A 12,584-nucleotide genomic window follows, 5' to 3' on the forward strand; every position below is an offset into this window, starting at 1 on the left:
GATATAAGCTGGGCGTTGTCACTCAACGTGCCGCATAAATAATAAAAGTCACCACGCCAAAGATCTCCAGTTGTTCATCTTCTCCCGGGGTAATCGGCGCGTAGCGTGGGTTCATGGCGAGCAGTTGCACACGCGGAAACTGTTGTAACCGTTTAACCGTAAACTCGCCGTTAATGGCCGCCACCACAATATCGCCATGTTTCGCATCCAGCGCACTGTCGACCACCAGTAAATCCCCTTCACTGATATTCGCGTCGCGCATGGAATCCCCTTCCACCCGGACAAAATAGGTGGCGTTGGGATGGGCGACCAGATGCTTGTTCAGATCCAGTCTGCGCTCGACGTAATCTGCTGCCGGGGAGGGGAAGCCGCAGTGGACTCGCTCAAGAAAGAGTGGCAATTGATGCGGCGGCGCACCGGGCATCGGACGCATCAAGAGAGGAGAGAAGGGATGAACTTTCATGGCGAATTCTCAATGATAAAACTGTATGTATATACAGTATTATTATCAGTCAATTCTGAGATCGCAATACGTTATCCCACCATTATTTTGTAAAACCCATAGATATCAATTAATTGATGAGTTTTCCCGGTGTAATGTCACCGCCGGTCCCTCAGCCAGCGTTTTTCCTTTATTTGCGCTAACAGACACATGATCCAGCCTTGCGGTGACGTATCTGGCCTGCACCCCGTATTCAGCGGTGATGGCAATATGGTGCAGATTGACATCGGTGATCGGTGCTTCCGGCAATCCGCTCAATATCATGGCGTATTTGGCACCGGTCGCCGCCAGATGATTGACGGTGATACCTGAGATAAAAGGCGTGGTGGCCGTCACCGGCGCTGGCGTGATAGGGGCAACCAGTGAATGACCTGCCGCACCGGCCTGACCGGAGTAACTGTCGGTAACCAGCAGCGGTGTGGCAACATTTGTCATCGTCACATGGTCAACCAGGAATGGCCCAATCTTGTTGCCGCGATCGCGACCTGATTTCACGCGCAGCCCATTTTCTGCGCCGATAAATCTCACATGTGAAACCACCACATTGCCGATACCGTTGATCGTCTCGCTACCCAGTGAAATCCCATGTCCTTGTCTCATCACGGAATCCTGAACAGTGATATTTTCAGATTTTCCTCCGCTGCCCACGGTGATACCTGATTTGATGGCGATATGATCATCACCGGTACTGATGTCGGCGTGTTTTATCCGGATGTCTGTAGAAGAAACGATATCGATACCATCGGTATTCGGTGAGGTGATGGGGTTATCGACGGTCAGTTGATCAATGTTCAGCTGATGGCTATTTCTGAGTACCAGGTTCCACATGGGGGAGTTGGTCAGCCGGATATGATGAATCTCTGAGGATGACACATTATTCATTTCCACCAGCCAGGGCCTGGGCATGCCATTTGCCAGAGGTATCCCTTTATATTTTGCTGTAAAAGCCTCCGGATGGCCGGACCTGACGGTATTGCGCAAATCGATCGCGGCTGGCCACCAGGCTTGCGCACCGTTGCCATCAATGGTCCCGCCACCCTCAATCGCCACATGACTGACACCATTGGCGAGGATGAATGCCTCATTCGGCTGTGTGGGCCTGCCAAGAAAGGCATCCACGAACTGGCGAGTATCGGGGGTGGCTTTCAGGGTAACGCCGTCGGGAATCACTAATCTCACGTTGCTTTTTAACGCGATCGGACCTGAAAGCCACACCCCTGACCCCAGTGTGACTTTACCTCCGCCTTTTTGCGCACACAGATCAATCGCTTGTTGAATGGCCCTGGTATTCAGCGTTACGCCATCGCCCTTGCCACCGAAATCAGCGGGGGAGCAAAGAAAGGGTGCGGCAGCGGCGTACAAGGGAGTAAGGCTTACGGCGACTAAAGCAAAACCAAACGTTGTTTTCTTCATGATATTGACGTCAATCCATAGAAATTAAGCACAGCCCATCAATGTAGCGTTGCCGACAAAAGCGGAGTAGAAGAAAGCCGCGTAGTGGGGCCGCGTTTTCTTGAGTATTTGTTTTTTCGATGTATTTATTCCGGGCAAATGCAAGCAAATATTGCGCGAAGTTATTTGCCATTGCCATTATCCGGCCACGGTGACTGGCAAAATCCTTATTCGCGTCTACACTTAACCGCATTGATGTTCGCAGTCTGGTTACGGTGTTGACTATAAACTTGTTAATTTGTGGAGCGTTACCCATCGAAATACCATCCAGTCGGCAAACCCTCCCCGTTATACGTATCTTATCCTGCACGCAACCCGCCTCCGAACATCGATATTGCTATCAGCCATTCGTACAGGAGGAGTGACGTGACCCCAGCGGTACATGAGATCAGCACCCTACCGTCGTTGAGCGGCGGGCTTTTTGCCTTCTTTTTTGATGTTGATGGCACGCTGGCGACGATTCAACCGCAGCCCGAGATGGTGGCGATACCTGCATCGGTGCGCCAGCATCTGCAACAACTCTCCAATCTTAATCACGGCGCGCTGGCGCTGGTGTCTGGTCGACCGATTGCGCAACTGGATGACCTGGTTGCGCCGCTGGAAGCCTCAGCGGCAGGTGTGCACGGGGCTGAACGCCGTGATGCCAGTGGCCGTATACATCGCCACTCACTGCCCGCCGATGTTGCGCAAACGCTGCAACGGGAATTGCAGGAAACGCTGGATCAATGGCCCGGCACTCAGCTGGAAGCCAAAGGGATGGCGTTTGCGCTGCATTATCGTCAGGCGATGACATATGAACAGGCGGTTATCAAGCTGGCGCAGGATGCTGTCGCCCGTTTTCCGGGGCTGGCGCTGCAACCGGGAAAATGCGTGGTGGAACTGAAACCGCAGGGCATCGATAAAGGCGCGGCGATCCGTGAATTTATGCGAGAAGCGCCTTTTGCCGGACGCATTCCGGTATTTGTGGGAGACGACCTGACAGATGAACAAGGCTTCCTGGCGGTTAACGCCCTGGGCGGTATCTCAGTCAAGGTCGGAGAAGGTTCCAGCTATGCGCGCTACCGCCTCAGCAGTGTGGATGCGGTCTGGAGCTGGCTGGAACAATTACTATTACAATCAAAGCATGACAACGTCGGTAAGGAGTCAAGGTTATGAGTCGCTTAGTAGTCGTATCTAACCGTATTGCCATTCCTGATGGGACCAAAGCCAGTGCAGGCGGCCTCGCCGTGGGTTTACTGGATGCGCTGAAAACCACCGGAGGATTATGGTTTGGCTGGAACGGCGAGATCAGCGAGATTTCCGGTGAAGAAGAGGATGAGGTGAGTGTCAGCGAGGTTGACGGCATCACCTATGCTGCGATGCCGCTGAATCAGAATGATTATGATCTTTACTACTGCCAGTTCTCCAACACCGTTATCTGGCCAGCTTTCCATTATCGCCTCGATCTGGTGCAGTTTCAGCGCGAAGCCTGGGAGGGCTATTGCCGCGTCAATACCCTGTTGGCGGATCGCCTGAAACCGCTGTTACGTGCAGACGATATTTTATGGATTCACGATTATCATTTGCTGCCCTTTGCCGCCGAGTTGCGCAAACAGGGTATTAACAACCGTATCGGATTCTTTCTGCATATCCCGTTCCCGACGCCGGAAATCTTCAATGCGCTGCCACCCCATCAGGCGCTGCTGGAGATGCTGTGCGACTACGACTTGTTGGGTTTCCAGACAGAATCCGATCGCGTGGCCTTTCTCGATAGCCTGAGCCAGTTGACGCAGCTACAGAATAAAGGTGAGAAGAAACATCGGGCGTTCGGCAATACGTTTATGACCGAGGTCTACCCGATTGGTATCGAGCCTGACAGTATTAAAGAGATGGCTGAGGGGCCGTTGCCACCGAAAATGGCGGCGATGAAGCGGGAACTGGGGGATGTGCAGAACATCATCGCCTGTGAGCGACTGGATTACTCCAAGGGCCTGCCAGAGCGTTTTCTGGCCTATGAAGCGTTGCTGGAGCATTACCCACAGCATCGCGGCAACATCCGCTATTCGCAGATCGCGCCAACCTCACGCGGTGAGGTGCAGGCTTATCAGGACATTCGTCATCAGCTGGAAACCGAAGCCGGACGTATCAACGGGAAATATGGCACGCTGGGCTGGACGCCGCTTTATTACCTCAACCAGCATTTTGATCGCCGTCTGTTAATGAAGATTTTCCGCCTGACGGACGTAGGGCTGATCACGCCGTTACGTGATGGCATGAATCTGGTGGCGAAGGAGTACGTGGCGGCGCAGGACCCGGATGACCCTGGTGTACTGATTCTGTCGCGCTTTGCCGGCGCGGCTAACGAGCTGACGTCAGCCTTAATCGTCAACCCTTATGACCGCGATGAAGTCGCCGCCGCGCTGGACCGGGCGCTGACCATGCCACGTACTGAGCGTATATCGCGTTATAACGACATGATGGCGGTATTGCGACAACACGATATCTCACACTGGCGTGAGCGTTTCCTGGCGGATTTAAACACCCTGCCGGAACGCAGCGCAGATCACGGTACCGCGCAGAAAGTCGCAACCTTTCCGAAACTGGCCTGATTCAGCAGGGGACTCTGAAATGTGTTCCCCTGGAACGTAGCGGCGCGATTTATCGCGCAATTTCGTATGCGCTGCCGGCAAAACCCGCACGATAAATCGCACCGCTACGCTGGCAGCGTTTACATTCGCTTTCCTCACTCATTATTACGCCCCGTAATCGACGCTTTTTCGTTAAGCCGCGAATATACGATATATCAGGCAATTCCGTTATTTTCGCTCAAAAAAGCAACAATCAGGTGTGAAAACGCTTTTTTTCTCGATGCAATCCTAAAGATCTTCATCCCGCTGCCGATAGTTTTGCTACATCAATGCCTAAGCGCAACGATTCATTCATATCCCTAATGTAACGCATTGTTACATCCACTGTCGTTCACTAAACACTCCCTACGAACCGTTAACGCTATGTTGGCGCTCCGCGCAGACTATTCACATAACGCTTGCGGCACGCCGTTTATGACTTTGCGCAATATTCCCTGTAAGTGATTAATTTGAAAGCGAATAATTTCGACTTAATTTAGCATATTATGCTACTTGTTCTTTTAAAGGTGGTGCATTGCCGCGACCTAATCGCAACGCGGCAGATAAAAGATCGCTTCAGGCTGTTGATATGCCAGATAGCGATTTGTAAGCGAAACGACAGGGAAATATTAGCGAAATAATGCATTTTTGATTAAAAAATGAGCAACAGAAAAGCAAAGCTGAAGGGTTGGAGAAAAAATTTGCCTTAAAAGTGTGACGTAGATCACACTTTATCTAAAATTTCACCCTTATCACGTTGTATGTCGAAATCAGACGATATAGATTTGCCTTGTTTTCGGAATAGTCTTAAAAAACTGTAAGCAGACGTCACGGAAGATGGTTACAACTCAAGAAAAGATTGGCCTGGAGTTATGACTACTACTGATCAGTGTCCCGGTGGGAAGTGAAACAGTTCAGTACACGTTTGGCTATGCCTGAATATTTTTTGCCATCTTTAGATTTACCAACCAGCAACCCGAACCATAGAGATATTCTTTCTGTGGCCGTATATATGTCGCGTCTATCAGGATGGAAAAAATGGGTACATCAGAATTACTAAAACATATCTATGACATCAACTTGTCATATTTGTTACTTGCTCAGCGTTTAATTAACCAGGAAAAAGCTTCAGCAATGTTTCGTTTGGGTATCGATGAGTCGATGGCCGATGCATTGTCACAATTAACTCTACCTGAGATGGTAAAATTAGCGGAAACCAATCAACTGGTTTGCCAGTTCCGCTTCACTGACCACAACATTATTAATCGCCTGACACAAGAATCGCGCGTGGATGATTTACAACAAATCCACACCGGTATTTTATTATCCAGCCGTTTACTGCGTAACGCGTCCAAAGACGACGTTGGCACGAAAAAGAGGGCGGTATAATGAGCGAAAAAAGTATTGTTCAGGAAGCGCGCGACATTCAACTCGCCATGGAGTTGATTACGCTGGGCGCGCGACTGCAAATGCTGGAAAGTGAAACGCAGCTGAGCCGCGGTCGCCTGATTAAGTTGTACAAAGAACTGCGCGGTAGCCCACCGCCAAAAGGGATGTTGCCGTTCTCCACTGACTGGTTCATGACCTGGGAACAAAATATCCATGCTTCCATGTTCTGTAACGCCTGGCAGTTCCTGTTAAAAACCGGGTTGAGCAACGGTGTGGAAGCGGTAATCAAAGCGTACCGTCTCTATCTTGAGCAGTGTCCACAATCTGATGATGGCCCGCTGCTGGCGCTGACGCGTGCGTGGACGCTGGTACGATTTGTGGAAAGTGGCATGCTGGAACTCTCCGATTGTAAATGCTGCAACGGTAGCTTTATTAACCACGCACATCAGCCAGCAGGCAGCTTTGTGTGCAGCCTGTGCCAGCCGCCATCACGCGCGGTAAAAAGACGTAAACTTTCTGCAGATTCTGCCGATACCTTTCCACAACTGCTGGATGAACAGGTTAAACACGCCGTTTAAGTTTGTTCGCATCGTGGAAGCCATCCAGCAGCGGTTAATCCGCTGCTTTTTTTTTGCGCTACGTTTGTGAATAACACCTGCGGCTCTCTGGCTTAACTTCCACCAACACGTTACGGACGTAAGGATTTTTTTGTGCTGATTATTCTGGGTTATATCGTGGTCCTCGGGTCCGTGTTAGGCGGCTACTTGTTGGTTGGCGGCCATCTGGGCGCGCTTTATCAGCCATCGGAGTTGCTGATAATTGGCGGCGCTGCCGTTGGTGCTTTTTTGGTCGGTAACAATGGCAAGGCAATTAAAAAGACCTTAAAAGCATTTCCCTTGTTAATGCGCGGCTCGAAATATAACAAAGCCGTATACATGGATTTAATGGCTCTGCTGTATCGCCTGATGGCGAAATCCCGTCAGCAGGGGATGTTATCTCTCGAGCGCGATATTGAAGATCCCAGTCAGAGTGAAATTTTTGCTAACTATCCGCGTATTCTGGCCGATAAACAGTTAGTGGATTTTATTACCGATTATTTGCGTTTGATGGTGAGCGGAAATATGAACGCCTTCGAAATCGAAGCGTTGATGGACGAAGAAATTGAGACCTATGAGCACGAGTGTGAAGTGCCAGCGCAAAGTTTATCCGCGGTCGGTGACGGCTTACCCGCCTTTGGTATCGTGGCAGCGGTAATGGGCGTGGTGCACGCACTGGCATCGGCGGACCGTCCGGCAGCAGAACTGGGTGCGTTGGTGGCACATGCGATGGTGGGGACCTTCCTTGGCATCCTGCTGGCTTACGGCTTTATTTCGCCGCTGGCCTCACTGTTACGTCAGAAATGCGCTGAATCCACCAAGATGATGCAGTGCATTAAAGTGACCTTGCTCTCCAGTCTCAACGGTTACGCCCCGCAGATCGCGGTGGAGTTTGGGCGTAAAACCCTGTACTCCACAGAACGTCCGTCGTTCCAGGAGTTGGAAGAACACGTACGCAACGCGAAAAACCCGGCTAAACAGACCTCGGATGAAGCCTCATGAAGCATGGTAATCGCCCCATTGTGCTGATCAAACGGCGCAAACATAAAAGGCATGAAGGAGGTCATGGCTCATGGAAGATCGCCTATGCCGACTTTATGACGGCGATGATGGCGTTCTTTATGGTGATGTGGCTGCTCTCGATCGCGAACCCGCAGCAGCTGATACAGATTGCGGAATACTTCAGAACGCCGTTGAAAGTGGCGTTAACCGGTGGACAGCGCAGCAGCGACAGCGACAGCCCCATTCCTGGTGGCGGTGATGATCCGACCAAAAAGCAGGGTGAGGTCAAGAAAGCGGTCGATATGGATGCACAGAAACGTCAGCTGGATGATATCCGTCTGAACCGTCTGCGTGAAAAACTCGACCAGCTGATTGAAGCCGATCCGCGTCTGAAAGCGCTGCGTCCCCATTTGATCATCAATATGGTGGAAGAGGGGTTGCGTATCCAGATCATCGATAGCCAGAACCGACCGATGTTTAAAACCGGCAGCGCCGAGGTTGAGCCTTATATGCGCGATATCCTGCGTGCCATTGCGCCGTTGTTGAATGCTATCCCCAACAAAATCAGCCTGGCGGGGCACACCGATGACTTCCAGTATGCCAATGGCGATCGTGGTTACAGCAACTGGGAACTGTCGGCAGACCGTGCCAACGCCTCACGTCGCGAGTTGGTGATGGGGGGGCTTGATGCCGGCAAAATGCTGCGCATCGTCGGTATGGCTGACACCATGAAACTGAAAAACCGCGGGGGTGATGATGCTGTTAACCGCCGCATTAGCCTGCTGGTGTTGAACCATGACACTGAAGCAGCAATTGAAAAAGAGAACGCCGAGAGCGATGCCGTCCAGGTTAGCGACCCGGCACAGATAATTCCCGATATTACCGCGCCCGCAGTTCCGGCTGCGCCGACAGCACCAGCGGCTTCAACGACACCGGCAGCGCCGGCTGCTTCGACGACGCCAGCTGCTCCGGCCAATCCGGGTGCAAGTGCGGTGACTACTGACCACTCCTCACAGCCGAGGTGATCCCGTGAGCATGGACATCAGCGATTTTTACCAGACGTTTTTTGATGAGGCCGATGAGCTGTTAGCGGACATGGAGCAACACCTGTTGGGACTGGATCCCCAGGAGCCAGATTCCGAACAGTTGAATGCTATCTTCCGCGCTGCCCACTCGATTAAGGGCGGAGCCGGTACGTTCGGCTTTACCGTTTTACAGGAAACCACTCACATCCTGGAAAACATTCTGGATGGTGCGCGTCGTGGCGAAATGGCGCTCAGCACCGACATCATCAACCTGTTTTTGGAAACCAAAGATATTATGCAGGAACAGCTCGATGCCTATAAAACCGCGCAGGAACCGAACGCAGAAAGCTTTAACTACATCTGCGAAGCCCTGCGTCAGCTGGCGCTGGAAGCCAAAGGGGTAGCGCCAGCCGCACCGGCCGCTGCTGCCGTGGTGGTAAACGAGGTGCCTGCGGTGCCGGCCACCGGCGCTGCGGGACTGCGTCTGCAACTGGTTGACCTGAAAGAAAAAGAACCCGATTTGTTGCTGGAAGAACTGGGCAATCTCGGTACGTTAAGTGACGTGGTAAAAGGTGCCAACACACTGGAAGCCACTATCGACGGCGTGGGTAAAGATGACATCGTCGCGGTGCTGTGCTTTGTGATTGAAGAAGCACAGATTCGCTTCCCGGAAGGTGCCGCTGCGCCTGAAGCCGCTCCGGCACCTGCGCCAGTGGTTGCGGCTGAACCGGCACCCACTGCCACCGTAACCGATATTACTCCGGCGAAGCGCGAAACCAAACGCGCAGCCGCACCGGCCAAAGCCAGCGAATCCAGCAGTATCCGCGTTGCGGTAGAGAAAGTTGATCAGTTGATCAACCTGGTGGGTGAACTGGTGATTACCCAGTCGATGCTGGCACAGCGTTCCGGCGAACTGGACCCGGTGGCACACGGTGATCTGCTGAACAGCATGGGGCAGTTGGAACGCAATGCGCGCGACCTCCAGGAATCGGTGATGTCGATCCGTATGATGCCGATGGAGTATGTCTTCAGCCGCTTCCCGCGCCTGGTGCGCGACCTTGCCAGCAAGCTGGGTAAAGAGGTGGAACTGACGCTGCTCGGCAGCTCGACCGAACTGGATAAGAGCCTGATCGAACGCATTATCGATCCGTTAACTCACCTGGTGCGTAACAGTCTCGACCACGGTATTGAATCACCGGAAAAACGTCTGGCCGCCGGGAAAAGCGGTGTCGGTAATTTGACGCTGTCTGCGGAACATCAGGGCGGCAACATCTGTATCGAAGTGGTCGATGACGGTGCGGGCCTCAACCGTGAACGTATTCTGGCGAAAGCGATGTCCTCTGGCCTGCCGGTCAGTGAAAGCATGAGCGACGAAGAAGTCGGCATGTTGATCTTCGCACCTGGCTTCTCCACCGCTGAACAGGTAACCGACGTGTCGGGCCGTGGTGTTGGCATGGATGTGGTGAAGCGAAATATTCAGGAAATGGGCGGTCACGTCGAAATCGCCTCGAAGCAGGGCAAAGGCACCACCATCCGCATTCTGCTGCCGTTGACGCTGGCTATTCTGGATGGGATGTCCGTACGTGTTGCCGATGAAGTGTTTATCCTGCCACTCAACGCGGTGATGGAATCGCTGCAACCGCGTGCCGAAGAACTGAAACCGCTGGCCGGTGGCGAACGCGTGCTGGAAGTGCGTGGTGAGTATCTGCCGCTGGTGGAACTGTGGAATGTGTTCGATGTGCAGCACGCCAAAACCGATGCTACGCAGGGGATTGTGGTGATCCTGCAAAGCGCAGGCCGTCGCTATGCCCTGTTGGTTGATCAGCTGATTGGTCAGCATCAGGTGGTGGTGAAAAACCTCGAAAGCAACTACCGCAAAGTGCCGGGCATCTCCGCCGCCACCATCCTTGGCGATGGCAGCGTGGCGTTGATTGTGGATGTCTCAGCCCTGCAATCGCTGAACCGTGAAAAACGTGTGGCCGGTGCCGCAGCGTAATCGATAACGAAAAGGTAAATACAATGACTGGAATGGCAACCGTGACGAAAATCGCTGGCGAAACCGTGGGCCAGGAGTTCTTAGTCTTCACGCTGGGAGATGAAGAGTACGGTATCGATATCCTGAAAGTGCAGGAAATTCGTGGCTACGATCAGGTAACGCGTATCGCGAACACGCCGGAATTTATCAAAGGCGTGACCAACCTGCGCGGCGTGATTGTGCCGATTATCGATCTGCGCGTGAAGTTTTCGCAGCCAGATGTGGATTACAACGAGAACACCGTGGTGATTGTGCTGAATCTTGAGCATCGCGTGGTGGGTATCGTGGTGGACGGTGTTTCTGATGTGCTGTCCCTGACGCAGGATCAAATCCGTCCGGCACCGGAATTCGCGGTGACCATGTCGACTGAGTATCTGACGGGCCTCGGCGCGTTGGGTGAGCGCATGCTGATTCTGGTGGATATCGAGAAGCTGCTGAGCAGCGAAGAGATGGCGCTGGTCGATACCCTGCGCAGCGCATAAGACCTGACTAATTAACGGGTCGGCTCGCCCGGCCCGTTATCATTTCCTGTGGAAATAATTCCTTATAAATCAACATTATTTTTGCATTTTCTTCACCATCTGATCTCAATTTCATCCCTGCCACGCCGATAACTTCACTGCATTTTTTTCACTTTTCAGGGCAATGTATGTTTACGAAAATCCGTGTTGTCACCAGCTTATTGCTGGTGCTGTTGATCTTTGGCTTTTTGCAGTTGGCTTCAGGGTCGCTGTTTTTTAAAGCACTGAGTGATGACAAAACCAGTTTTAACGTCGCGCAGCTGGCGAGCAAAAACATCGCTGCAATCAATGATGCTTACATGAGCCTCAACCAGAGTCGGGTGCTGCTGACACGCATTATGTTACGTGTTGCTAACAGCAAACTGTCGGGCGAAACCGCCGATTTGACCTCGCTGTATGACCAAAGCAAAGGCTTTCAGGATAACGCGACAACAAACTATCAGCTGTTCAAGAACACCCCGGATACCCCAGGGCAGGATGCACAGCTCAATAAACATCTGGATGAGACGTTTAGCGCTTACGCCAGTGCATTGAGTCAGATGCAGGATGCGTTGCAGGCCAACGATATTGAAAAAGCCGGTAAGCTGCCGGTGGCACCTACCCAGAGCGCTTTCCTGAAGGATTACACGCAGTGGCGTGCCGATCAGGATCGCCTGACTGAAGCCGGTGTGGAAGCCAATATCTCTGCCTATACGCGCATGATGTGGCTGCTTGGCATTGTGATGGCGGTGGTGGTGGCAGTGATTGTGCTGTGCTGGTTTGGTCTGCGTAAGGTGCTGATCAACCCGCTTAACAGCAACATTCGTCATATTCAGCACATCGCGCAGGGTGACCTCACGCAAACCATCGCCATTGAGGGGCGCAATGAAATGAGCCAACTGGCGAGTAACCTGCATGAAATGCAGCAGTCGCTGGTGCGTACCGTCAGCAACGTGCGCGACGGCTCTGACGCCATCTTTACCGGTGCCAGCGAGATTTCTGCTGGCAACAACGATCTGTCGGCGCGTACTGAAGAACAGGCAGCCTCGCTGGAGCAGACCGCCGCCAGCATGGAGCAGCTGACTGCCACGGTGAAACAGAATGCCGAGAATGCGCGTCAGGCGTCGCAGTTGGCACTCAGCGCCTCAGAAACCGCGCAGAAAGGCGGCACGGTGGTGGATGGCGTGGTACGCACCATGCAGGATATCGCCGGCAGTTCGAAGAAGATCGCCGATATTACCAGCGTGATTGACGGTATCGCCTTCCAGACCAACATCCTGGCCCTGAACGCGGCGGTGGAAGCTGCGCGTGCCGGAGAACAGGGTCGTGGTTTTGCCGTGGTGGCCGGTGAAGTGCGCAGTCTGGCCCAGCGTAGCGCCCAGGCGGCGAAGGAGATCAAGGGACTGATTGAGGACTCGGTCAATCGCGTCAATACCGGTTCCACGCTGGTCGGCACCGCCGGGGAAACCATGAGCGA

Annotated in this window: 11 protein-coding genes; 9 read left to right on the forward strand and 2 right to left on the reverse strand. The window is 52.8% G+C overall.

Features of this window, described 5'->3' with window-relative positions:
- Window positions 1–22: 22 nt before the first annotated feature.
- Together umuD and CTZ24_RS08465 are read right to left on the reverse strand one after the other, a co-directional pair.
- Complete coding sequence (umuD, locus tag CTZ24_RS08460) at window positions 23–433, reverse strand: translesion error-prone DNA polymerase V autoproteolytic subunit (protein ID WP_208725524.1); 411 nt, start codon at window positions 431–433, stop codon at window positions 23–25.
- A 135-nt stretch (window positions 434–568) separates the two neighbouring features.
- Complete coding sequence (locus CTZ24_RS08465; RefSeq protein ID WP_208725298.1) at window positions 569–1,915, reverse strand: glycoside hydrolase family 28 protein; 1,347 nt, start codon at window positions 1,913–1,915, stop codon at window positions 569–571.
- Window positions 1,916–2,320: 405 nt separating this feature from the next.
- On the opposite strand from CTZ24_RS08465, the gene otsB reads away from it, so the two are divergent.
- The 9 genes from otsB to CTZ24_RS08510 all read left to right on the forward strand — a co-directional run.
- Window positions 2,321–3,109, forward strand: coding sequence for a trehalose-phosphatase (gene otsB, locus CTZ24_RS08470; RefSeq protein WP_208725299.1), 789 nt, complete (start codon window positions 2,321–2,323; stop codon window positions 3,107–3,109).
- On the forward strand, window positions 3,106–4,542 hold the full coding sequence (otsA, locus tag CTZ24_RS08475) for an alpha,alpha-trehalose-phosphate synthase (protein WP_021185714.1): 1,437 nt from the start codon (window positions 3,106–3,108) through the stop codon (window positions 4,540–4,542). The genes otsB and otsA overlap by 4 nt, the downstream gene beginning before the upstream one ends.
- Window positions 4,543–5,598: 1,056 nt before the next feature.
- The gene (flhD, locus tag CTZ24_RS08480; protein ID WP_013508776.1) at window positions 5,599–5,949 is read left to right on the forward strand and encodes a flagellar transcriptional regulator FlhD; all 351 of its coding nucleotides are present in this window, start codon (window positions 5,599–5,601) and stop codon (window positions 5,947–5,949) included.
- Window positions 5,949–6,527: a flagellar transcriptional regulator FlhC gene (gene flhC, locus CTZ24_RS08485; RefSeq protein WP_013508777.1), complete on the forward strand. Its 579-nt coding sequence runs from the start codon at window positions 5,949–5,951 to the stop codon at window positions 6,525–6,527. Before flhD ends, flhC begins: the two co-directional genes overlap by 1 nt.
- A gap of 132 nt (window positions 6,528–6,659) precedes the next feature.
- Window positions 6,660–7,547, forward strand: coding sequence for a flagellar motor stator protein MotA (gene motA, locus CTZ24_RS08490; RefSeq protein ID WP_208725300.1), 888 nt, complete (start codon window positions 6,660–6,662; stop codon window positions 7,545–7,547).
- The gene (motB, locus tag CTZ24_RS08495) at window positions 7,544–8,572 is read left to right on the forward strand and encodes a flagellar motor protein MotB (RefSeq protein ID WP_021185715.1); all 1,029 of its coding nucleotides are present in this window, start codon (window positions 7,544–7,546) and stop codon (window positions 8,570–8,572) included. Before motA ends, motB begins: the two co-directional genes overlap by 4 nt.
- 10 nt (window positions 8,573–8,582) lie before the next feature.
- A complete protein-coding gene (gene cheA, locus CTZ24_RS08500) occupies window positions 8,583–10,568 on the forward strand; it encodes a chemotaxis protein CheA (protein WP_208725525.1) in 1,986 nt (661 codons plus the stop codon).
- Window positions 10,569–10,591: 23 nt separating this feature from the next.
- Window positions 10,592–11,089: a chemotaxis protein CheW gene (gene cheW, locus CTZ24_RS08505; RefSeq protein WP_036627437.1), complete on the forward strand. Its 498-nt coding sequence runs from the start codon at window positions 10,592–10,594 to the stop codon at window positions 11,087–11,089.
- Window positions 11,090–11,256: 167 nt separating this feature from the next.
- Window positions 11,257–12,584: methyl-accepting chemotaxis protein (locus tag CTZ24_RS08510; RefSeq protein WP_208725301.1), on the forward strand; the 1,328-nt coding region annotated here is incomplete at its 3' end.

Origin of the sequence: Pantoea phytobeneficialis, assembly GCF_009728735.1 — a bacterium.
Taxonomy (GTDB): domain Bacteria; phylum Pseudomonadota; class Gammaproteobacteria; order Enterobacterales; family Enterobacteriaceae; genus Pantoea; species Pantoea phytobeneficialis.

Coding starts and splice junctions, on each gene's coding strand:
- flhC (WP_013508777.1), top strand. CDS start 5,949: ATGAGCGAAAAAAGTATTGTTCAGGAAGCGCGCGACATTCAACTCGCC.
- cheW (WP_036627437.1), top strand. CDS start 10,592: ATGACTGGAATGGCAACCGTGACGAAAATCGCTGGCGAAACCGTGGGC.
- motB (WP_021185715.1), top strand. CDS start 7,544: ATGAAGCATGGTAATCGCCCCATTGTGCTGATCAAACGGCGCAAACAT.
- otsA (WP_021185714.1), top strand. CDS start 3,106: ATGAGTCGCTTAGTAGTCGTATCTAACCGTATTGCCATTCCTGATGGG.
- umuD (WP_208725524.1), bottom strand. CDS start 433: ATGCGTCCGATGCCCGGTGCGCCGCCGCATCAATTGCCACTCTTTCTT.
- cheA (WP_208725525.1), top strand. CDS start 8,583: ATGGACATCAGCGATTTTTACCAGACGTTTTTTGATGAGGCCGATGAG.
- flhD (WP_013508776.1), top strand. CDS start 5,599: ATGGGTACATCAGAATTACTAAAACATATCTATGACATCAACTTGTCA.
- CTZ24_RS08465 (WP_208725298.1), bottom strand. CDS start 1,915: ATGAAGAAAACAACGTTTGGTTTTGCTTTAGTCGCCGTAAGCCTTACT.